The 20,307-nt window shown below is 68.5% G+C and carries 22 protein-coding genes; 10 read left to right on the plus strand and 12 right to left on the minus strand.

The annotated features are described in order from the left end of the window. Positions 1 to 214: 214 nt before the first annotated feature. A complete protein-coding gene (locus tag ACY466_RS09170; RefSeq protein WP_463251848.1) occupies positions 215 to 1,420 on the plus strand; it encodes an acyl-CoA dehydrogenase family protein in 1,206 nt (401 codons plus the stop codon). Positions 1,421 to 1,497: 77 nt separating this feature from the next. On the opposite strand, the gene ACY466_RS09175 is transcribed toward ACY466_RS09170, so the two are convergent. The 4 genes from ACY466_RS09175 to sdhC are packed head-to-tail and all read right to left on the minus strand — an operon-like array spanning position 1,498 to position 4,915. Then, the gene (locus ACY466_RS09175; RefSeq protein ID WP_463251850.1) at positions 1,498 to 2,280 is read right to left on the minus strand and encodes a succinate dehydrogenase iron-sulfur subunit; all 783 of its coding nucleotides are present in this window, start codon (positions 2,278 to 2,280) and stop codon (positions 1,498 to 1,500) included. Next, positions 2,280 to 4,031 carry a succinate dehydrogenase flavoprotein subunit gene (gene sdhA / locus ACY466_RS09180; RefSeq protein ID WP_463251852.1) on the minus strand — a complete coding sequence of 584 codons (1,752 nt, stop codon included), beginning with the start codon at positions 4,029 to 4,031 and terminating at the stop codon, positions 2,280 to 2,282. The genes ACY466_RS09175 and sdhA overlap by 1 nt, the downstream gene beginning before the upstream one ends. Positions 4,032 to 4,043: 12 nt before the next feature. Further along, a complete protein-coding gene (locus ACY466_RS09185) occupies positions 4,044 to 4,505 on the minus strand; it encodes a succinate dehydrogenase hydrophobic membrane anchor subunit (protein WP_463251854.1) in 462 nt (153 codons plus the stop codon). Between the two features lie 2 nt (positions 4,506 to 4,507). Further along, positions 4,508 to 4,915 (minus strand): succinate dehydrogenase, cytochrome b556 subunit, encoded by a 408-nt coding sequence (sdhC, locus tag ACY466_RS09190; protein WP_463251856.1) that lies wholly within the window; start codon positions 4,913 to 4,915, stop codon positions 4,508 to 4,510. A 250-nt stretch (positions 4,916 to 5,165) separates the two neighbouring features. Here sdhC and ACY466_RS09195 point away from each other — a divergent pair, with 250 nt between their 5' ends. The 5 genes from ACY466_RS09195 to ACY466_RS09215 all read left to right on the plus strand — a co-directional run bounded on the left by ACY466_RS09195 (position 5,166) and on the right by ACY466_RS09215 (position 10,328). Then, entirely contained in the window at positions 5,166 to 5,591 is a 426-nt protein-coding gene (locus ACY466_RS09195; protein WP_463251858.1) for a cytidine deaminase, read from the plus strand. Further along, the gene (locus ACY466_RS09200; protein WP_463251860.1) at positions 5,584 to 6,885 is read left to right on the plus strand and encodes a thymidine phosphorylase; all 1,302 of its coding nucleotides are present in this window, start codon (positions 5,584 to 5,586) and stop codon (positions 6,883 to 6,885) included. Before ACY466_RS09195 ends, ACY466_RS09200 begins: the two co-directional genes overlap by 8 nt. Next, entirely contained in the window at positions 6,886 to 8,403 is a 1,518-nt protein-coding gene (locus tag ACY466_RS09205; RefSeq protein WP_463251862.1) for an ABC transporter permease subunit, read from the plus strand. It begins immediately after the preceding gene. Next, complete coding sequence (locus tag ACY466_RS09210) at positions 8,400 to 9,167, plus strand: amino acid ABC transporter ATP-binding protein (RefSeq protein WP_463251864.1); 768 nt, start codon at positions 8,400 to 8,402, stop codon at positions 9,165 to 9,167. Before ACY466_RS09205 ends, ACY466_RS09210 begins: the two co-directional genes overlap by 4 nt. 90 nt (positions 9,168 to 9,257) lie before the next feature. Next, positions 9,258 to 10,328, plus strand: a complete 1,071-nt coding sequence (locus ACY466_RS09215) for an adenosine deaminase (protein ID WP_463252199.1) — start codon at positions 9,258 to 9,260, stop codon at positions 10,326 to 10,328. Between the two features lie 93 nt (positions 10,329 to 10,421). On the opposite strand, the gene ACY466_RS09220 is transcribed toward ACY466_RS09215, so the two are convergent. From ACY466_RS09220 to ACY466_RS09240, 5 genes are read right to left on the minus strand one after another with little or no spacing between them, the layout of a single operon-like run. Beyond that, a complete protein-coding gene (locus ACY466_RS09220; RefSeq protein WP_463251866.1) occupies positions 10,422 to 11,708 on the minus strand; it encodes a primosomal protein in 1,287 nt (428 codons plus the stop codon). Positions 11,709 to 11,718: 10 nt separating this feature from the next. Beyond that, positions 11,719 to 12,027 (minus strand): hypothetical protein, encoded by a 309-nt coding sequence (locus tag ACY466_RS09225; protein WP_463251868.1) that lies wholly within the window; start codon positions 12,025 to 12,027, stop codon positions 11,719 to 11,721. After that, the gene (locus ACY466_RS09230) at positions 12,024 to 12,263 is read right to left on the minus strand and encodes a hypothetical protein (protein WP_463251870.1); all 240 of its coding nucleotides are present in this window, start codon (positions 12,261 to 12,263) and stop codon (positions 12,024 to 12,026) included. The genes ACY466_RS09225 and ACY466_RS09230 overlap by 4 nt, the downstream gene beginning before the upstream one ends. Continuing rightward, positions 12,260 to 13,363 (minus strand): C40 family peptidase, encoded by a 1,104-nt coding sequence (locus ACY466_RS09235; RefSeq protein ID WP_463251872.1) that lies wholly within the window; start codon positions 13,361 to 13,363, stop codon positions 12,260 to 12,262. Before ACY466_RS09235 ends, ACY466_RS09230 begins: the two co-directional genes overlap by 4 nt. Continuing rightward, positions 13,360 to 13,704 carry a type VII secretion target gene (locus tag ACY466_RS09240; protein WP_463251874.1) on the minus strand — a complete coding sequence of 115 codons (345 nt, stop codon included), beginning with the start codon at positions 13,702 to 13,704 and terminating at the stop codon, positions 13,360 to 13,362. The genes ACY466_RS09235 and ACY466_RS09240 overlap by 4 nt, the downstream gene beginning before the upstream one ends. Before the next feature lie 144 nt (positions 13,705 to 13,848). Here ACY466_RS09240 and upp point away from each other — a divergent pair, with 144 nt between their 5' ends. Continuing rightward, on the plus strand, positions 13,849 to 14,472 hold the full coding sequence (gene upp / locus ACY466_RS09245) for a uracil phosphoribosyltransferase (protein WP_463252200.1): 624 nt from the start codon (positions 13,849 to 13,851) through the stop codon (positions 14,470 to 14,472). Here the strand turns inward: upp and ACY466_RS09250 are convergent. Genes ACY466_RS09250 through ACY466_RS09260 form a run of 3 tightly spaced genes read right to left on the minus strand, consistent with a single transcriptional unit; the run spans position 14,469 to position 17,101 of the window. Next, positions 14,469 to 16,079, minus strand: a complete 1,611-nt coding sequence (locus ACY466_RS09250; RefSeq protein ID WP_463251876.1) for a phospho-sugar mutase — start codon at positions 16,077 to 16,079, stop codon at positions 14,469 to 14,471. The genes upp and ACY466_RS09250 overlap by 4 nt on opposite strands. Then, the gene (locus tag ACY466_RS09255; protein WP_463251878.1) at positions 16,076 to 16,921 is read right to left on the minus strand and encodes a purine-nucleoside phosphorylase; all 846 of its coding nucleotides are present in this window, start codon (positions 16,919 to 16,921) and stop codon (positions 16,076 to 16,078) included. Before ACY466_RS09255 ends, ACY466_RS09250 begins: the two co-directional genes overlap by 4 nt. A 27-nt stretch (positions 16,922 to 16,948) precedes the next feature. Beyond that, complete coding sequence (locus ACY466_RS09260; protein WP_463251880.1) at positions 16,949 to 17,101, minus strand: hypothetical protein; 153 nt, start codon at positions 17,099 to 17,101, stop codon at positions 16,949 to 16,951. 61 nt (positions 17,102 to 17,162) lie between these two features. Here ACY466_RS09260 and ACY466_RS09265 point away from each other — a divergent pair, with 61 nt between their 5' ends. The 3 genes from ACY466_RS09265 (at position 17,163) to ACY466_RS09275 (ending at position 20,306) form a co-directional block, all read left to right on the plus strand. Further along, positions 17,163 to 17,864, plus strand: coding sequence for an enoyl-CoA hydratase/isomerase family protein (locus ACY466_RS09265; RefSeq protein WP_463251882.1), 702 nt, complete (start codon positions 17,163 to 17,165; stop codon positions 17,862 to 17,864). A gap of 91 nt (positions 17,865 to 17,955) precedes the next feature. Then, positions 17,956 to 19,149 (plus strand): M20 family metallopeptidase, encoded by a 1,194-nt coding sequence (locus tag ACY466_RS09270; RefSeq protein ID WP_463252201.1) that lies wholly within the window; start codon positions 17,956 to 17,958, stop codon positions 19,147 to 19,149. Further along, positions 19,146 to 20,306, plus strand: a complete 1,161-nt coding sequence (locus ACY466_RS09275; protein WP_463251884.1) for a M20 family metallopeptidase — start codon at positions 19,146 to 19,148, stop codon at positions 20,304 to 20,306. Before ACY466_RS09270 ends, ACY466_RS09275 begins: the two co-directional genes overlap by 4 nt. Position 20,307 lies beyond the last annotated feature (1 nt).

Raw genomic sequence — 20,307 nt, forward strand, 5'->3', positions numbered from 1 at the left:
GGGCGCAGGTCCTTCGTGGCGTGGCGTGGCGTGGCGGGGCGATGATCGGTGTCTTCGAGCCTCGCCGCGGAAGCGCTTCCCCGCAAGACCTGGATCACCTCGAGATCACCTCGAGATCGCGTCGGGGGCGGGACGATTCGCCTGATTCGGCGACGAACGGGGTATCCGTGGCGCAGGGTGACGGACAGAGGTCACACGAGAGCGGGAGCCGCACATGAGCAAGCACGAACCACTGGGGCCACTGTCGGCCGACTTCCTGTCGGCGGACATGTTCGGGTACCAGGGCGTCCTGACCGACGACGAGGCGGAGATCGTTCTGCGCACTCGCCGGTTCCTGGAGACGGAGGTCGCGCCGCGCGCCAACGAGTTCTGGGAGAAGGCGGAATCGCCCACGCACCTGTTGCCGCGATTGGCGGAGCTCGACATCGTCGGGTTGGGGTACGGGATCGGGGGTCGCGAACCGGCGCGCAAGGTACTCACCGGGTGGCTGGGTCTCGAGTTCTCGCGCATCGACCCGTCGACCGGGACGATGTTCACCGTGCACAGCGGCCTCGCCATGAGCAGCATCGCCATCCTGGGCTCGGACGAGCAGAAGGATCGCTGGTTGCCCGCCATGCAGCGCATGGAGAAGATCGGGGCGTTCGGGCTGTCCGAACCACAGGGCGGATCCGACGTCGCCGGCGGTCTGGAGACCACCGCGCGGCTGGACGGAGACCACTGGGTTCTCGACGGCAGCAAGCGGTGGATCGGCAACGCCACCTTCGCGGACCTGATCATCGTGTACGCCAAGGACGAGAGCGACGGCCAGGTCAAGGGTTTCGTGGTGGAGAAGGAGTTCGAGGGCTTCCGCGCCGAGAAGATCGAACGCAAGTACTCGCTGCGCGCGGTCGAGAACGCCGACCTGTACTTCGAGAACTGCCGCGTACCCGTCGCCAACAAGCTCGAGCATGCGAACTCGTTCGCGGACACCGCCAAGGTTCTCTCGTTGACCCGAGGGGGAGTGGCCTGGGGTGCGGTCGGGGTGATGATCGGGGCCTTCGAGAAGGCGGTCGCCTACGCACAGGAGCGCGAGCAGTTCGGCGCGCCCATCGCGTCGTTCCAGTTGATCTCGGATCTGATCGCGCGGATGGCCGGCAACATCACGGCCTGCCTGGGACTGGCGTTGCGGGTCTCGCAGCTCCAGGACTCCGGAGTCCACCACGACGAGCACGCGGCGCTGAGCAAGAGCTACTGCACGACACGGTTGCGAGAGGTGGTCGGCTGGGCCCGAGAAATCATGGGTGGCAACGGGATCATCCTCGACTACGACGTGGTCCGATTCTTCGCGGACGCGGAGGCGCTGTACTCCTACGAGGGAACGTCCCAGATGAACAATCTCATCGTGGGGCGCGGGGTGACGGGCCACTCGGCGTTCGTCTGAGCCCCGAAGTCCCTCCGAACGACGACGCCCGCACCACCGAATCGGTGGTGCGGGCGACGGCGTGTCGATGTGTCGGGCTAGCGGGCGAACAGCAGAGCGCGCTTGACCTCTTGGATCGCCTTGGTGACCTGGATGCCGCGAGGGCACGCGTCGGTGCAGTTGAAGGTGGTACGGCAGCGCCACACACCCTCGACGTCGTTGAGGATGTCCAGACGGTCCTGGGCACCTTCGTCACGGCTGTCGAAGATGAACCGGTGCGCGTTGACGATCGCCGCCGGTCCGAAGTAGCTGCCGTCGCTCCAGTACACCGGGCACGAGGTGGTGCAACACGCGCACAGGATGCACTTGGTGGTGTCGTCGAAGCGGGCCCGGTCGGCCGCCGACTGGATGCGCTCACGGGTCGGTTCGTTGCCCGACACCATGAGGAACGGCTTCACCGCACGGAACGCATCGAAGAACGGCTCCATGTCCACGATCAGATCCTTCTCCACGGGCAGGCCGCGGATCGGCTCGATGGTGATGGTCAGCGTCTTGGACGAGTCCTTCGGCAGCATGTCGCGCATCAGGACCTTGCAGGCCAGACGGTTCACGCCGTTGACCCGCACGGCATCGCTACCGCACACGCCGTGCGCGCAGGAGCGACGGAAGGCGAACGTGCCGTCCAGGTAGCTCTTGACGTACAGCATGAGGTTGAGCAGTCGGTCGGTCGGAAGGGTCGGGACCTGGAAGCTGTCCCAGTGCGCGCCCAGATCGTTCTCGGGGTTGAAGCGAGCGATCTTGAGGGTGACCATGACGGCCTCGTCCGGAACGTCCGGGAGGTCGCTCTGGTCCTGGGCCTTGTCGATTGCGGGTGCGCTCATCAGTACTTTCGCTCCATCGGCTCGTAGCGCGTCTGCACCACGGGCTTGTAGTCGAGGCGGATGTCGGACAGGAGGCCTTCGCCCACCTTGTACGCCATGGTGTGCCGCATGAAGTTCACGTCGTCCCGCTCCGGGTAGTCCTCGCGGGCGTGACCGCCGCGGGTCTCCTTGCGAGCCAGCGCACCGGCGACGGTGACCTCGGCCATCTCCAACAGGAAGCCGAGCTCCACTGCCTCGAGCAGGTCGCTGTTGTAGCGCTTGCCCTTGTCCTGCACCGTGATGCGGCCGTAGCGCTCCTTGAGGATCTGGATGTCGCTCAGCGCCTGCTTGAGGGTGTCCTCGGTGCGGAAGACGGACGCGTTGTTGTCCATCGACTGCTGCAGTTCGGTGCGGATCGTCGCGACCTTCTCGTGTCCGTGGTCGGACAGGATCAGCTCGAGCCAGTCCTGCACCATCTTCGCGGGCTCCTCGGGCAGAGGAACGAAGTCGGTGCTGTTCGCGTGCTCGGCTGCCGCGATGCCGGCGCGACGGCCGAACACGTTGATGTCGAGCAGCGAGTTGGTGCCGAGGCGGTTGGAGCCGTGGACCGACACGCAGGCACACTCGCCGGCGGCGAACAGGCCGGGCACAATGTCCTCGTTGTTGCGCAGCACCTCACCATGGATCTTGGTGGGAATGCCGCCCATGACGTAGTGGCACGTCGGGTATACGGGCACGAGATCCGTCACCGGGTCGACGCCGAGGTACGTACGGGAGAACTCGGTGATGTCCGGCAGCTTCTCCTCGAGAACGTCGGCACCGAGGTGGGTCACGTCGATGTAGACATAGTCCTTGTTGGGTCCGGCACCGCGACCCTCGAGAACCTCGAGCACCATGGAACGCGCGACGATGTCACGCGGCGCGAGGTCCTTGATGGTGGGGGCGTAGCGCTCCATGAAGCGCTCGCCGTCGGCGTTGCGGAGAATGCCGCCCTCGCCGCGCACGGCCTCGGAGATCAGAATGCCCAGACCGGCCAGACCGGTCGGGTGGAACTGGTGGAACTCCATGTCCTCCAGGGGCAGGCCCTTGCGGAAGACGATGCTCATGCCGTCGCCGGTGAGCGTGTGCGCGTTGGACGTCGTCTTGTAGATGCGACCGGATCCACCGGTGGCGAAGACGATCGACTTGGCGTGGAAGATGTGCAGCTCGCCGGTGGCCAGCTCGTACGCGATGACGCCGGTCGCGACCGGGCCGTTCTCGGTCTCGGTGAGCGAGATGTCGAGCGCGTAGAACTCGTTGAAGAACTCCACGTCGTGCTTGACGCACTGCTGGTACAGGGTCTGGAGGATCATGTGACCGGTGCGGTCGGCGGCGTAGCAGGCCCGTCGGACCGGCGCCTTGCCGTGGTCACGGGTGTGACCGCCGAAGCGTCGCTGGTCGATCTTGCCCTCGGGCGTGCGGTTGAACGGCAGGCCCATCTTCTCGAGGTCCAGCACCGCGTCGATGGCTTCCTTCGCCATGATCTCGGCGGCGTCCTGGTCCACCAGGTAGTCGCCACCCTTGATCGTGTCGAAGGTGTGCCACTCCCAGTTGTCTTCCTCCACGTTGGCCAACGCCGCGCACATGCCGCCCTGTGCTGCGCCGGTGTGACTACGCGTGGGGTAGAGCTTGGTCAGCACCGCCGTGCGAGCGCGCGGGCCGGCTTCGATCGCCGCGCGCATTCCGGCGCCACCGGCGCCGACGATGAGTACGTCGTAACGATGTTCCTGCATGTTTACGCTCCCCTAGCTAGCCGTGATGTTGGGGTCGAAGGTGAAGATGACATAGGTACCCAGACCCATGACGAGAATCATCGACAGCACCAGCAGTGTCGTGAGCCAGAAGCGAGTCGAATCCTTGCGCGAGTAGTCGGCGATGACCGTGCGCAAGCCGTTGCCGCCGTGCAGCTGTGCGAGCCACAGCATCGTGAGGTCCCACACCTGCCAGAACGGGCTGGCCCACCGGCCGGCCACGAAGGCGAAGTTGATGCGGTGAACACCCTCGTCGAGCATCAGCATGATGAACAGGTGGCCCAGGACGAGCACCACGAGCGCCAGTCCGGAGAACCGCATGAACAACCATGCGTAGAGCTCGAAGTTGCCCCGGCCCTTGCGTCGCGGCGTCCGCGGATTGTCGAGGCTCGCCGGCCGGTCGTACGAGGTGCCGAGAGTGGGAGCCTGCTTGGATCCAGCGTCGGTTGTCGCCATGATCAGTGTCCCCCTGCGAAGGTGTTGTAGAGGATGCGAGCGGCGCCCGGGATCATCAGCGCGATCCAGATGCCGGCGATGGTCCAGAGCATCGGCCGCTGGTACTGCGGCCCCTTCGACCAGAAGTCGATGAGCATGACTCGGATGCCGTTCAGCGCGTGATAGAGGACCGCGGCGACGAGGCCGAGTTCCATCAGGCCGACGATCGGCGTCTTGTACGTGTCGATCACCTGGTCGTACGCCGCAGGGTCGACGCGCACGAGTGCGGTGTCGAGCACGTGGACGAACAAGAAGAAGAAGGTGATGACACCGGTGATTCGGTGCAGAACCCAGGACCACATGCCGGGGTCTCCGCGATACAAGGACCGCGTGCGCTCCCGCGTGGGGGCGGCTTCAGTCGTGCTAGCCATCGAGTGCAGTGCCTCCAACATCATTGATGGACGCGACGAGCGTGAGACGCCGGGCGTTTTCCGGTGACCTGCTCGATCGTGTGTGTGAAACGACTACTTCGAACAATAAACCCCTGCAGAACGCGGTACTAATTCGACAGGCACTTACAATTTCTCGGGGTCGAAAAGTTAGGATTGCCTGTCCAATTCGCGGAATACCGGTGCCCCACCGCTCCGCGCCGACGGGCCGGACGTGGAAGGATCCTTCGGTATGGCCGAGATCGACTGGAAATCGTTGCGAGACAGTGCCCGTGACGTCATGACGCATGCCTATGCCCCCTACTCTCGGTTCCCCGTCGGCGCCGCCGCGTTGGTGGACGACGGGAGAATGGTCGTGGGATGCAATGTGGAAAATGTCTCATACGGGCTGGGCCTCTGCGCCGAGTGCGGGCTGGTGTCCGCCCTGAACGCGAGCGGCGGTGGACGGTTGATCGCGTTCGCCTGCTGCGACAGTCGCGGCACGACGCTGCTCCCGTGCGGACGCTGCCGACAGTTGCTGTTCGAGTTCGGTGGCCACGATCTGCTCATCGACACACCGTCCGGTATCCGACCACTGAGTGATCTCCTTCCCGATGCGTTCGGACCCGACGATCTCGACGCCGGTCGAGTCGCGACTCGCGAGGCCGACCATGCCTGACGCCGTGTCGGTGATCGCCACGAAGCGCGACGGCCATGAACTCGATTCGGACCAGATCGTCTGGATGGTCGACGCGTTCACCCGCGGTGACGTCGCGGACGAGCAGATGTCGGCGCTGGCCATGGCCATTTTCCTCGGGGGAATGAGCGCGATCGAGATTCGCCGCTGGACCGACGCGATGATCGCGTCGGGCACGCGAATGGATTTCTCCCAGCTCACCCGGCCGACCGTCGACAAGCACTCCACGGGCGGGGTGGGGGACAAGATCACGCTGCCGCTCGCGCCTCTCGTCGCGGCGTGCGGCGCGGCCGTGCCCCAGCTGTCCGGCCGGGGTCTCGGCCACACCGGAGGCACCCTCGACAAGCTCGAATCCATTCCGGGGTGGCGGGCCGACCTGAGCGTCGCCGAGATGACCCGCATCCTCGACGATCCGAGCGCGGGGGCGGTCATCTGCGCGGCCGGCGCGGATCTCGCGCCCGCGGACAAGAAGCTCTACGCGCTGCGGGACGTCACCGGCACCGTGGAGTCCATCCCGCTCATCGCGAGCTCGATCATGAGCAAGAAGATCGCGGAGGGAACCGGCGCCCTGGTTCTCGACGTCAAGGTGGGGGCCGGCGCGTTCATGAAGAATCTCGACACCGCACGGGAACTGGCCCGGACGATGGTGGAGCTGGGCAACGATTCCGGGGTGCGCACGCTCGCTCTCCTGACCGCGATGGACAGTCCGCTCGGTCACACCGCGGGCAACGCTCTCGAGGTCGCGGAATCCGTCGAGGTCCTGGCCGGGGGCGGACCGGCCGATGTCGTCGAGCTGACTCTGGAACTGGCTCGCGCGATGGTCGGTGCGGCCGGCATCGACGTCGACCCCGCCGACAGGTTGCGCGACGGTTCGGCCATGGATCACTGGCGCGCGATGATCTCCGCGCAGGGGGGCGATCCCGACGCGTCCCTGCCGACGTCTCGGCACACCACCGACATCGTCGCCGAGACGGGTGGTCGCATGACCTCGCTCGACGCCATGGCGGTGGGTGTCGCGGCGTGGCGTCTCGGCGCCGGTCGGGAGCGGCAGGGCCAGGCGGTTCAGGCGGCCGCGGGCGTCCGAATGCACGCCAAACCGGGGGACGAGATTCGGGCCGGTCAGACGCTCTTCACGTTGCACACCGACACTCCCGAACGGTTCGACGGTGCGATCGACGCGCTGCGCGGAGGCTGGACCGTGTCTTCCGACCCCGGGTCTCCGGAGTCCGCCGCGGCGGTGCCGGCGTCGCTCGTTCTCGATCGCATCGGCGAGTAGGTGACGCCGACCGGCGCGAGCGCGCGCCGACGTCGATTCGGGGTCGTGACGGTGCTCGCCGCCATCCTCGCGGTTCTGATCGCAGGGTGCGGCGCCGACGATCGGCCGCTGCTCGAATCGGTCCGCGACGACGGCGTGCTGGTGGTCGGCACGGAGGGGACCTACAGCCCGTTCAGCTACCAGGCGGGCGACGGCACGCTCACCGGATACGACATCGACGTCGTGCGCGCCGTCGGAGAGCAACTCGGCGTCCGGGTGGAGTTCGTGGAAACGCCGTTCGACTCCATCTTCGCGGGGCTCGAGTCGGGCCGATTCGACCTGATCGCCAACCAGGTCACCATCAACGACGAGCGGCGCGCCGCGTACGACCTCTCGGTTCCGTACACGGTGTCCGAGGGCGAGATCGTCACGCGTACGGGTGACGCGTCGATCGGCTCGCTCGCCGATCTGAACGGCCGGACCACGGCGCAGTCCTCGACGAGCAACTGGGCCGACGTGGCGTCCGAGGCCGGTGCGCAGGTCGAGGCCGTCGAGGGTTTCGTCCAGGCCGTGACGTTGGTCAAGGACGGACGCGTCGACGCGACCGTCAACGACAGTCTGGCCATCGCGGAGTACTTCGCGCAGACCGGGGACACCGGGATCGAGGTGGCCGCGAGCACCGGTGACACCAGCCTGCAGGCGTTCGCCGCGCGCCGGGACAGCGGTCTGATGGACGACGTCGACACCGCGGTCCGAACGCTGCGCGCCGACGGGACCCTGGCGGAGATCTCCGAGCAGTATTTCGGATCCGACGTCGCGGTCCCGGACGAGGACGCGATGGCCGACGCGCAACCGCAGGGCGAGGCCGCGGCCGCACAGTCGAAGTGGGATCTGGTTCGGGACAACCTGGTTCCGATGCTGAAGGCCACCGTCACCGTGACCCTGCCGCTCACCGCCATCAGCTTCGTCATCGGTCTGGTCATCGCCCTGGGAGTCGCGCTCGCTCGGATCTCGTCGATACGCCCCCTTGCCGCCGCCGCGCGTTTCTACGTCTCGATCGTGCGTGGAACTCCGCTGCTCCTGCAGTTGTTCATCGTGTTCTACGCCCTGCCGCAGTTCGGGGTGGTGATCTCCCCGTTCCCGGCCGCCGTCATCGCGTTCAGCATCAACGTCGGCGGGTACGCCGCCGAGGTGATCCGCGCGGCGATCCTGGCCGTGCCGAAGGGGCAGTGGGAGGCAGCTCAGACCGTCGGCATGGGGTACCGCACCACGCTGCAACGCATCGTGCTCCCGCAAGCGCTGCGGACCGCCGTCCCGCCCCTGTCCAACACGCTCATCTCCCTGGTGAAGGACACCTCGCTCGCGTCCACGATTCTGGTCACCGAACTGCTGCGCGTCGCTCAACTGGCGGCAGCACCCACCTTCGACTTCTTCGCGCTCTACTCCGTGGCGGCGCTGTACTACTGGGCCATCTGCATCGCACTGTCGTCCGTGCAGGGCAGACTCGAAACTCGACTGGACAGGTACGTGGCGCGATGACCGAGAATCCGTTGATCGAGGTGTCGGGACTGCGGAAGTCGTTCGGCGACAACCATGTTCTGCGTGGGATGGACTTCACGGCAGATCGCGGCACCGTCACGGTCGTGATCGGCCCGTCCGGGTCCGGGAAGACGACGCTGCTGCGTGGCCTCAACGCGCTCGATCCGGCGGACGCCGGCACCGTGCGCATCGGCGAGGTGTCCGTGGACTTCGCGGCCCTGACCGGCCGTCGTGCCGGGGTCGAGTTGCGTCGTCTCCGGGCGCAGAGCGGCATGGTGTTCCAGAGCCACAATCTCTTTCCGCACAAGACGGTTCTCCAGAACGTCGTCGAAGGCCCGGTGATCGTCCAGAAGATCCCGCGCGACGAGGCGGAAGCGGCGGGTCGCGAGCTCCTCGCGCAGGTCGGCTTGACCGGCAAGGAGGACCAGTACCCGTTCCAGCTCTCCGGTGGCCAACAACAGCGAGTGGGAATCGCGCGGGCACTCGCCCTGGCGCCCCAACTGATGCTGTTCGACGAACCGACGTCCGCGCTGGATCCCGAACTGGTGGGCGAGGTGCTCTCGGTCATGAAGAACCTCGCGAGCGAGGGCTGGACCATGGTCGTGGTCACCCACGAGATCCGGTTCGCCCAGCAGGTGGCCGATCAGGTGCTGTTCGTCGACGGGGGAGTGGTGGTGGAGCGAGGTACCCCGGAGGACGTGTTGAGTCATCCCGCGCAGGAGCGGACGCAGCAATTCCTGAAGCGGATCCTCGACCCGCTGTAGTGGCATCGCGCCGCGTCGGGCGCGGACACTACAGTCGCGGGCATGGATGACGACGTGACGTTTGCTCTCAGCGGTCCGGCCCCTCTGGACATGCAGAACATCGCGCGCGCGCCGAAGGCGTTGCTGCACGACCACCTCGACGGGGGCCTGCGGCCCTCCACCGTGCTGGAGCTGGCCGCCGAGTGCGGGTACGACGGACTCCCCGCCTCGGACGCGGAGAGTCTCGGACGATGGTTCCGCGATGCGGCCGACAGCGGTTCGCTCGAGCTGTACCTGGAGACGTTCGCGCACACCGTGGCCGTCATGCAGACCGCCGAGGGCCTGCAGCGAGTGGCGCGCGAGTGCGCCGAGGACCTTGCGGCCGACGGTGTCGTGTACGCGGAGGTCCGGTTCGCTCCCGAGCAACACCTCGAGAAGGGGTTGACGCTCGACGAGGTCGTCGAGCACACGCTCGAGGGATTCCGCCAGGGCCGCAGTGCGGCACAGGCCTCGGGTCGATCCATCGAGATCGGATGTCTTCTCACCGCGATGCGGCACGCCGCGCGGTCTCGGGAGATCGCCGAACTCGCCGTGCGTTTCCGCGATCGGGGTGTGGCGGGCTTCGACATCGCGGGCAAGGAAGCCGGATTCCCCCCGAGCCGACACCTCGACGCGTTCGAGTACATGCGGGCCAACAACGCGCACTTCACCATTCACGCGGGCGAGGCCTTCGGGCTCCCGTCGATCCACGAGGCGATCGCGTTCTGCGGCACCGATCGGTTGGGGCACGGCGTGCGCATCGTCGACGACATCACGACCGGAGCCGACGGGTCTCGTGAGTTGGGCCGGTTGGCGAACTACGTGCGCGACAAGCGCATTCCGCTGGAGTTGTGCCCCAGCTCCAACGTTCAGACGGGCGCCGTGGCCAGCATCGAGGAGCACCCGTTCGACGTGCTCGCGCGGCTGCGGTTCCGCGTCACGGTCAACACCGACAACCGGTTGATGAGCGACACGTCGATGAGCAAGGAGATGTTCCGGCTCGCCTCGACGTTCGGATACGGGTGGTCGGACCTCGAGCGGTTCACCATCAACGCGCTGAAGTCGTCGTTCCTCCCCTTCGATCAGCGGTTGGCGATCATCGACGACATCGTGAAGCCGGGGTATCGAGTGTTGTTGGGGTAGTGGCCGGCCGGGACCGCCCCCGCCCGGAGTGAGGGGCACCCCGACCGTCCGTGACGGACCGAACGGCACCCTCACTCCGAACGGCGCCCGGCGTCACTCCTTGCGCAACCGCGCCTCGAACTCCCGCTCGAGCGCCCGCCACGATTCGGCCTCCGCGCTGAACGGGGCACTGGGAGCCAGGCGTCCTTCGACGGGCTCGACGACGTACGAGACGTACCACCCCAGCGGCGTCGACGGCGCCAACGCTTCTTCGAGAGAGGTGTCGTTGGCGTAATCGGCTGCATCGGTGAACAATTCGACCGCCAGGTCGAGCTGATCGGGATCGACGGCCTCGGGACCGTTCTCCAGGTCGTCGGCGAGGCCGGGGAGCACGTAGACGTTGTCGTCGGTGACGGTGATCTCGAGCGAACCGTCGATGGCCGCGGTCCGGATGTCGTCGTAGGTGCTCAGCGACGTCAGGTCGTGGTCGTGGTCGTCGGCGAGGTAGCGCGCCAGCGTCCGCTCACTGCCGAAGACGGTGATCGCGCCGGAGCGGCCGAGGAAGATCGGCTCGTCGTCCAGGTAGCACCGCAGGGTGTAGTAGATGTCCTCGGCGGTGATGATGCGGATGGGATCGACACCGACCGAGGTCCAGAAGCCGTCGACCTCCTCGTCCTCGTCGTCCCCGTCGTCGACACCCGCACCGACCACGACGGTCGTCGCCGCCCCGCGTTCGGTGTCGGTGTCGGTGTCGGTGTCCAGATCGTCGTCGTCCAGATCCTCGGCGTCGACGATGTTCTCGGCCGCGGCGGTGATCTCCGCATCGGCGACGGCGACCGAGTCGGCGTCCACCTCCGGCACCGTCAGCACCTCGTCGATCGCGTCCAGCACGCCGTCCCAGCCCTTCGCGACGACGGCTCCGACGCGGTCCCACAGCTGTTTGCCCTCGCGACCCTCGAACGTGCCGCTACCCCGAGAGAGCACGCCCAGAACGGGATTCGCCGAGAAGAACCGGGTGACGGCGTCGAGTTCACAGACCTCGCCGAGCGTGCGGGCCATCTCGAGGGTCTGGGCGAGCTCGACCACGGACTCGTCGTCGGCGTCGCCCGCGGCCAGTTCCGGTACACCGACGAAGTCGAAGACGTGCTCGTCGTCCGGCTCGATCTGGGCCGCGGACAGAGCGACGACCGTGCGCCACCGGGGGTGGTCGACCAGATCGTTGTCGGTGTCGTTGCGAATGAACGCAGCGAGCTCCGCGACGGATTCGAACGCGTACAGATCCTCGTCCTTGCCGAGGAAGGCCTCCCAGTCCTCACCGTCCTCGCGCCACTCCGGCGCCCACAAGGTGACGAGGTCGCCGGCAGTCACTCCGAGCTCGATCGGGACGATGTCTCCAGCCATGGCCGCGAGCCTATCTCAGCACCGCGGCGAGTTCCGCGAGCAGTTGCTCGTGAATCCGGCGTCGGTGTTCGGTGGCGTCGAGGGCGGCGGACTCGATTGCGTCGACGATCGCTCGTCGCACGTCGGACGCCCTGTGTCCCCGCAGGTTCTCGCCGACCGTCAGGTCGATGAGCCGCCCGTACCCGTCGGTTCGGGCCGTGACCTCCAGACCGGATGCCGAGGTGACGACGGCTCGTCCGCACGCCGCCGCGAGCGCGTCCTCGTGAGAGTGCAGAGCCGACGCCGCCCCGTCGGCGCGGCCGCGAGCCGAGGCGGTCACGGCCGCGCGACCCGGTCGGCGACGGCGCTCGGCACACCGTCGGCGAGCAACTGCGCGTGCCACCTCGCGGCGGCCTCTCGATGCGCCCGGGTGTAGAGAGCCAGGATCGACGTCGCGAGGGCGGATCCGCCGTAGCCGAGCTCACCGCGATCGATGTCGAGCGCGACGACGGCTCCGTGGGCGTCGACCTCGACGGAGACGGTCGACGTCCCGGCGCGTGCAACCGGAGCGGTCATTCGGTGGGGCGGTAGAAGCCGTGGAACGTCATGCCGGAGTTGGACGTTCGGATGGGGCCGACCTGCACCGGATCTCCGGCCTCGACCAGTTGTCCGTTCCCGACGACCATTGCGACGTGGCCGTCCCACACCGCGAGGTCACCGGGCATCACGTCGTCCTGGCCCACCGGTGCGCCCACCGATTGGTCGGCGGCCAACCGCGGGATGTCGACCCCGGCCTGCTGATACGCACCTTGGGTCAACCCGCTGCAGTCCAGACCCGAGCCCGGCGTCGTGCCGCCCCACACGTACGGGGTGCCCTGTTGCTCGAGGGCGAAGCGGACGGCGCTCGCGGCGCGTTCGTTCGGTGCGAGGGCCGTGCTGCCGTCGGGAAGGATCACCGACACCCCGGACCCGCCCTGCGCCGGGTCGTACGCCCGGTGTCCCGGCGCGGTCGGTCCGCTCGTGTGAGCGGCGTCGGCCGACAGGCCGGGACCCGCGCCGTACGGCCCGTCGACGGTCGGAACGCCGAGCCGTGCGGCAGAGGGTGACACGGCGGCTGCGGCGACGCGAGCAACATCGGCCAACCGGACATCGGAGCCGTCGACGCCGGGAATCCCCGGTACCGGTGGCGGCACCGACGCAGACACGGCCGCGGCGTGCGCGTCCAACTCGGCGCGCACCCGCGCGTGGATCAGCGCGGCCCGTTCGAGGTGGTCGACGGCGAGTGCGACGACGGCCGCCTGTCCGGCGGGCGAGGCGAGCGCGGGCACCGAGGCCGCGGCGGTGGTCACGAACGACTCGATCACGGCGGCGAGTTCGGCGTGCCCGCGGGCCACACTCGCGCAGGCCTCCTGCAACGCGGTCCGCAGTTCCGTGGCGTGGATCGCCAGATGCACCGCCGACTCCGCACACCGCACGGTACGTGCGCCCGCGCTCTCGGCGGCGGGCCCGGACCACGTGTGAGCCACGCGGGTCAGCACGGATGCGGTCGTCTCGCCCGCGGAGGTGAGCGCCTCGGTCGCGGTGCGCAGCAGATCGTCCGACGAGCCGGGCGCCGGGACGCCGGTTCCCAGTTCGGCCAGCAGCGCCTTCATCGGTGCGGCGAGCAGATCGATCACGACGCGATTCCGACGCCGGACAGGGCGTTCGCCGTTGCGGCGTCGGTGCTCTCGTATGCCCCGGCCGCGGCCCGCGCGGACGTGGCGACGTGCGCGTACACCCGGCTCAGAGCGGCGACCCGAGCGGTGTGAGCTCGGTGCGCGCGCGCGAGGACCGCGGCGGTGTCGGCACCGATCGGACCGAGCGCCGCGGCGATCGCGGCGACACCGGCGGAGAGGTCCGCGGGCGCCGCGAGTACGGATCCGATCTCCGCGGCGGCATCGGCGAAACGTCGGATCTCCTCCGCCTCGGCCGTGACCTGGTGTGCCGTGACCTGGTGTGCCGTGATTCCGGTGTCCATGGGCGCCTCCTCGTGACGATGGTCGTGGCGGACGTCTCGGCAGGGACGGCTCCACGAGCACATAGGACGCGTGCGGCCCGGGGGAGGTTCCGTCGGTGTTCCGGTGCGAGGGCCGTTAGGGTTCGTTCCGTGACTTCGCCCCCCATGGACACCCGTGTGCTGGACCACCCCTTGGCGTCCGCGCTTCTCGCGACGATGCGCGACGAGCGCACGGACAACCCGTCGTTCCGCTCGGCGTTGAGCCAGCTCACCCAGATGCTGGTCTACGAAGCCATTCGCGACGCGCCGACGGAGGAGTACGAGGTTCGTACTCCCGTCGCGACCACCGTGGGCGTGCGTCTGTCGCGGCCGCCGCTCCTGGTTCCGGTGCTGCGTGCCGGCCTGGGCATGGTGGAGAAGGCGAGTTCTCTCATTCCCGAGTCGCGCATGGGCTTCGTCGGTATCGCGCGCGACGAGAAGACGCTGCAACCGGTGCCGTACATGGAGTCGTTGCCCGACGATCTGGCCGGCTACCCGGTGTACGTACTCGATCCGATGCTCGCAACCGGTGGCTCGATGGTGCACACCATCGAGTTGCTGGTGCAGCGCGGCGCCGACGACGTGACCGCCGTCTGCGTCGTCGCCGCCCCGGAAGGTGTTGCGGCGCTGGCCGATTCAGGACTGCCGGTTCGTCTGGTCACGGCCGCGATCGACGACGGACTGAACGAGAACGCATACATCGTCCCCGGTCTCGGCGATGCGGGCGACCGCCAGTTCGGTCCCCGCTAGAACTCGCGGGCGAACGCGGCCATCTCGTCGCGTCGCCGCCCGGCTCGGTCGCGCGCCGGGGCGAGGTCCTCGGCCGAGGCGACCGGCTCGACGGCCTCGATGTAGGCCTTCAGTTTGGGTTCCGTTCCCGACGGACGAACGATCATGCGCACCCCGTCGCCCGTGAACTCCACGGCGTCGGTGCGCGACGGACCCTCCGCGAGGTCGTGATCGACCATCGTCACCGGAACGCCCGCGAGAGCTGTCGGCGGTGCTGCGCGCAGCCTCGCCATCATGGCGACGATCTCGGCGAGATCGTCGACGCGCCGCGAGACCTGGGTTCCCGCGCGTGCGCCGAACTCGAGCGCGAGGTCGTCGAGGACGTCCAGCGGCGTCCGACCGTCGGCGATCAGATCCGCGGTGATGCGAGCGAGCAGAACCGCCGCGGAGATACCGTCCTTGTCCCGCACCGTGTTCGGATCCACACAGTGGCCGATGGCCTCCTCGTACGCATAGACCAGACCGTCACCGGCGCGCACCAACCATTTGAACCCGGTGAGGGTGCGGGCGGAGCGGGCACCGCGGGCCGGGGCGAGGACGGACAGCAACGTCGACGACACGATGGTCGTCGCGACGAGTGCGTTCGGGGCCGCCGACCGCAGGATGTGGTCCGCGAGCAGTGCCCCCGTCTCGTCGCCGGTGAGCATGCGCCACCCGAGCGGTCCACGGACGCCCACCGCGCATCGGTCCGCGTCGGGATCGAGCGCGATCGCCAGATCGGCGTCGATCTCCTCGGCCAGACCGAGCACGGCATCCGGCGCGCCCGGCTCTTCCGGGTTGGGGAACGAGACGGTCGGGAAGTTCGGATCGGGGTCGAATTGGGTGGCGACCACGTGCACGTCCTCGACACCGCTGCGGCGCAACGCCTCCACGGTCAGGCGGCCACCGACGCCGTGCAGTGGGGTCAGTGCGATCCGGACCGGGCCGGGTGCCCGAGGCACCCTGGCCTCGATCGCGTCCAGATACTCGCGGGTGACGTCCTCGGTGCTCGGGTCGACCGCGGCGCGGGGGATCGACGCCGCACCGGGGGAGGCCGCGATGGCCGCCTCGATCTCGCGGTCCGCGGGGGAGACGAGTTGGGCGCCGCCGTCGAGGTAGACCTTGTAGCCGTTGTCCGCGGCGGGATTGTGCGAGGCGGTGATCTGGATCCCGGCGACAGCTTCACGGCGACGGGTGGCGAAGGCCAGAACGGGCGTCGGTGCGGGATCCGGGAGCAGCGTCACCCGAAAACCGCGCGCCGCCAGTACTTCCGCCGCGGCCACCGCGAAATCGGCGGACCCGTGCCGGGCGTCGCGGCCGATCACCACATCGGCGCCCGGCTCGTGGTGCCGCGACAGGTACTCGGCGAGGCCGGCCGTCGCTCGCGTCACCGTGGCCACGTTCATGCCGCTCGGCCCCGCCTGGACGGGCCCCCGCAGACCGGCCGTGCCGAACGAGATCGACGACGCGAACCGTCGAGCGAGTTCGGTGTCGTCCAGCGAGGCCAGTTCGGCTCGGGTTCGGGGGTCCGGATCGTCGGCGATCCACCGCCGCGCCGTATCGGCGAGCGCGGAGGTCCCGTCCGTCACAGGTGCGGCACCAGTTCGCGCAGCAGCGTGCCCATCCGTACGGCCGACGCGGCTCCGGCGGCGATGACCTCGTCGCCGTCGAGGTGTTCACCGGTCATACCGGCGGCGAGATTGGTCACGAGCGAGATGCCGAGTACCCGAGCACCCGCCTCGCGGGCGGCGATGGTCTCGTGCACCGTGGACATGCCCACCAGGTCGGCCCCGAGGGTGCGCAACATGCGAATCTCGGCGGGAGTCTCGTAGTGAGGTCCGGGGAGCCCGGCGTACACGCCCTCCGCCAGCGTCGAGTCGATGCGCTTGGCCACATCGCGAAGATCGGCGGAGTAGGCGTCGACCAGGTCGACGAAACGGCCGCCGACCAGGGGAGATCGCGCCGTGAGATTGAGATGATCCTCGATCAGGATCGGGTCGCCCACCGCCATTCCCTCGCGGATTCCGCCTGCGGCGTTGGTCAGCACGACGGTCGCCGCACCGGCCGCGCAGGCCGTGCGTACGGGGTGCACGACCCGTCCGAGGTGATGACCCTCGTAGGCGTGCGTTCGACCGAGGAGAATCAGTACCGGAGTCTCGCCGACGCGGACGGACCACATGGCGTTCGAGTGGCCGAGCGCCGACGGCTCGGCGAAGCCGGGCAGGTCCGACATCGGCACCACGTGATCGGGTTCGCCGAACTGCTCGGCGGCGGTCTGCCAGCCGGAACCCAGCACCACCGCGACGGGATGACGCGCCACCCCGGTGATCTCGGCCAGAGCGTCGGCCGCGAGTCGGGCCGCCCCGGTCGGATCGACCTCCGGGTCGGCGTGCGGAGTCGCGGTGTCGGGGCCTCGCTCGGAACCAGTCACGTCCGCCGACTGTAGTGATCGACCCGGTCAGCTGTCGCGTCGGTACAGCCGCACGAACCACAGCGTCGCCGCCGCGGCAAGGACCGCTCCCGAGGCGAACGCGCCGACGAACAACAACATCGCGGCGGCCGCGGCGAGGATCACGATGACGCCGAGCTGGGCGACGACGGCGAACGGCACGCGCCCATGATGCCTTCCGATGTGAACGGATGCGTTGTTACCGGCTAGTACCATTCGCGCCATGCCTTTCCTCGAACGCGACGGCGACGTCTTCGTCCTCACCCTGGCCACGGCCGACGGCACCAATCCGGAGAACAGGTTCCATCCCGACTGGGTGGCGCAGGTGCACTCCCTTCTCGACGAGGCCGAAGCCGCCGAGGGACCCGCCGCCCTGGTCACCGTCGGTGCCGGCAAGTTCTACTCCAACGGTCTGGACACGGACTACCTCTTCGCGCACGCCGACACGATGCCCCGGTACCTGGATCTGGTGCACACCGTGTACACCCGCCTGCTGCGATTCCCCATGGCGACCGTCGCGGCGGTTCAGGGCCACGCCTTCGGGGCCGGCGCGATGCTCGCGCTGTGCCACGACACCGTGACCATGCGCGAGGACCGCGGGTATTTCTGTCTTCCCGAGGTCTCGCTCGGCATGCCGTTCACGGTCGGCATGTCGACTCTGCTCAACCGACGCCTCCCGCGGCAGACGGCCATCGAGGCGATGACCACCGGGCGTCGATACGGCGGCACCGATGCGGTGGCCGCCGGCATCGCCCAGAACGTCGCGTCGGAAGCGGACCTGCTGGCGTCGGCGGTCGAGCAGGCCGCCGCGCGTACCGCTCATCGTGGACCGAACCTCACCTCGATCAAGAACAGCATTCACGTGGACACCCTCACCGCGCTGTCGGTGTCCACCGCATCGAGTGGATTCAGCTTCGGGGGCTGACGTGATCGCGAACCCTGCGGTGCACTGACCGCAGGGCGATCGACAGCCCAGTGACAGACTGTTCGACGTGCCCCCGCCATCCGACGCCGTGATCGACCGCGCGAATGCCGCGATCGACTCCGCGACCAGCGATCTGATCGCGTTGTCGCACGCCGTGCACGCGCGTCCGGAACTGGCGTTCGAGGAGGTCCACGCGGCGGCGGCGACCGCCGAACTTCTCGAGCACAACGGTTTCGACGTGCGCCGGGGCGTCGCCGGTCTGTCGACTGCGTTCGAGGCGACGTTCGGGTCCGGCGATCTGGTGGTCGCGGTGTGCGCCGAGTACGACGCGCTGCCGGAGATCGGACACGCCTGCGGGCACAACATCATTGCCGCATCGGCGGTGGGTGCCGGCGTGGCTCTCGCCGCGGTGACCGACGAACTCGGGCTGACGGTGCGGGTGCTCGGCTGCCCCGCGGAGGAGTCCGGCGGTGGAAAGGTGCTCATGCTCGAGGCGGGTGTCTTCGACGGCGTGTCGATGGCGCTGATGGTGCACCCCGGGCCGATCGACATCGCGGCCGCGCGCTCACTGGCGTTGTCCGACATCGCCGTTCGCTACACCGGCCGCGAAGCCCACGCGTCCGCGGCACCGGAGTGGGGAATCAACGCGGGCGACGCCGTCACGGTGGCGCAGGTCGGCATCGGGCTGCTCCGCCAACACCTGCGCCCCGGACAGCAGGTGCACGGCATCGTGGGCAAGGCCGGGACCGCGCCGAACATCGTGCCGGGATACGCGGAACTGTTGTACTACCTGCGTGCCGACACCGCCGAGTCGTTGGCGGATCTCGACCGTCGCGCCCGCGGCTGCTTCCACGCCGGAGCGCTGGCGACGGGCTGCACGCACGACGTGGTGACCGTGTCGCCGACGTACACAGAACTCACTCCCGATCCCTGGTTGGTGCAGACGTATCGCACGGTCGCGCGGGCGCTGGGGCGTGATCTGGTGAGCGAGGAGTTCGAGTCCTCCCGACCGTTCGGGAGCACGGACATGGGCAACGTGACGGCGCACATTCCCGGTATCCACCCCGTGATCGGTCTGGACTCGGGCGGTGCCGTGACCCATCAGCCCGAGTTCGCGGCGGCGTGCGTCACGGAATCCGCCGACCGCGCCGTGCTCGACGGGGCGCGTGCGTTGGCCGAAGTGGCGATCGCGGCGGCGAGAGACGACGATCAGCGACGGCGGTTGATCGACGGGCAGGCACGCCCCGGCAACCGGGAACGAACCGAAGGGACGAGTACTCGATGAATCCGGCCGACGCCTGGATCGCAGCGCACGGAGCCGATCTGGTGACGTGGCGTCGCCACATCCACGCCCACCCCGAGCTCGCGCGTCAGGAGTTCGGCACGACGACGTTCGTGGCGTCCGCCCTGCGCGCTGCCGGACTGCACCCCACCGTGATGCCGTCGGGCACAGGGATCGTGTGCGACATCGGCCCCGCGGGACCTCGCGTCGCGTTGCGGGCCGACATGGACGCGCTGCCGTTGCCCGAATACACCGGCGCCGCATACAGCTCGACCGTGCCGGGGGTCTCGCACGCGTGCGGCCACGACGCCCACACGACCATCCTGATGGCGACCGGGCTGGCCCTCGCCTCGCTGGATTCGCTCCCCGTCGGGGTGCGCTTGATCTTCCAGCCCGCCGAGGAGGTGATGCCGGGTGGAGCGATGGAGATGGTCGCCGCCGGTGTGCTCGAGGGCGTCTCGCAGATCTTCGCGCTGCACTGCGATCCACGTCTCGAGGTCGGCAAGGTCGGGATCCGGGTCGGGTCGATCACCTCGGCCGCGGACACCGTGGAGCTGCGCCTCGACTCCGCCGGTGGACACACCTCGCGGCCGCACCTGACGTCGGATCTGGTGTACGCGTTGGGTTCGGTGATCACCGGCCTGCCCGGGCTGCTCAGCCGCCGGGTCGATCCGCGGACCAGCACCGTGATGGTGTGGGGCGCGGTCGTCGCCGGGCAGGCTCCCAACGCGATCCCGCAGAAGGGAATGTTGACGGGCACGGTACGTACCGGTGACCACGAGACGTGGGCGCTCCTCGAGCCTCTCGTTCACGAGATCGTCGCGGGCCTGCTCGCTCCGACGGGAGTGAAGTACGAGGTCCACTACCGGCGCGGGGTGCCGCCGGTGGTGAACGACGAGCACGCGACGCGTCGTTTCGAGGCGGCCATTCGCTCGATCGGTCCCGACGCTCTGGCCGATACCGCGCAATCCGGTGGCGGCGAGGACTTCTCGTGGTACCTGGAGAACGTCCCCGGCGCGATGGCTCGGCTGGGTGTGTGGCCCGGACACGGGCCGCAGCTCGACATCCATCAGCCGACGTTCGATCTGGACGAGCGGGCCCTGGCGGTCGGTGTGCGGGTGATGACCGCGCTCGCGCTGGGCCTGAACGACGACGAGTGAC

The sequence above is a fragment of the Rhodococcus sp. K11/5 genome, from assembly GCF_055193735.1.

Coding starts and splice junctions, on each gene's coding strand:
- ACY466_RS09170 (WP_463251848.1), top strand. CDS start 215: ATGAGCAAGCACGAACCACTGGGGCCACTGTCGGCCGACTTCCTGTCG.
- ACY466_RS09175 (WP_463251850.1), bottom strand. CDS start 2,280: ATGAGCGCACCCGCAATCGACAAGGCCCAGGACCAGAGCGACCTCCCG.
- sdhA (WP_463251852.1), bottom strand. CDS start 4,031: ATGCAGGAACATCGTTACGACGTACTCATCGTCGGCGCCGGTGGCGCC.
- ACY466_RS09185 (WP_463251854.1), bottom strand. CDS start 4,505: ATGGCGACAACCGACGCTGGATCCAAGCAGGCTCCCACTCTCGGCACC.
- sdhC (WP_463251856.1), bottom strand. CDS start 4,915: ATGGCTAGCACGACTGAAGCCGCCCCCACGCGGGAGCGCACGCGGTCC.
- ACY466_RS09195 (WP_463251858.1), top strand. CDS start 5,166: ATGGCCGAGATCGACTGGAAATCGTTGCGAGACAGTGCCCGTGACGTC.
- ACY466_RS09200 (WP_463251860.1), top strand. CDS start 5,584: ATGCCTGACGCCGTGTCGGTGATCGCCACGAAGCGCGACGGCCATGAA.
- ACY466_RS09210 (WP_463251864.1), top strand. CDS start 8,400: ATGACCGAGAATCCGTTGATCGAGGTGTCGGGACTGCGGAAGTCGTTC.
- ACY466_RS09215 (WP_463252199.1), top strand. CDS start 9,258: ATGCAGAACATCGCGCGCGCGCCGAAGGCGTTGCTGCACGACCACCTC.
- ACY466_RS09220 (WP_463251866.1), bottom strand. CDS start 11,708: ATGGCTGGAGACATCGTCCCGATCGAGCTCGGAGTGACTGCCGGCGAC.
- ACY466_RS09230 (WP_463251870.1), bottom strand. CDS start 12,263: ATGACCGCTCCGGTTGCACGCGCCGGGACGTCGACCGTCTCCGTCGAG.
- ACY466_RS09240 (WP_463251874.1), bottom strand. CDS start 13,704: ATGGACACCGGAATCACGGCACACCAGGTCACGGCACACCAGGTCACG.
- upp (WP_463252200.1), top strand. CDS start 13,849: ATGGACACCCGTGTGCTGGACCACCCCTTGGCGTCCGCGCTTCTCGCG.
- ACY466_RS09265 (WP_463251882.1), top strand. CDS start 17,163: ATGCCTTTCCTCGAACGCGACGGCGACGTCTTCGTCCTCACCCTGGCC.
- ACY466_RS09275 (WP_463251884.1), top strand. CDS start 19,146: ATGAATCCGGCCGACGCCTGGATCGCAGCGCACGGAGCCGATCTGGTG.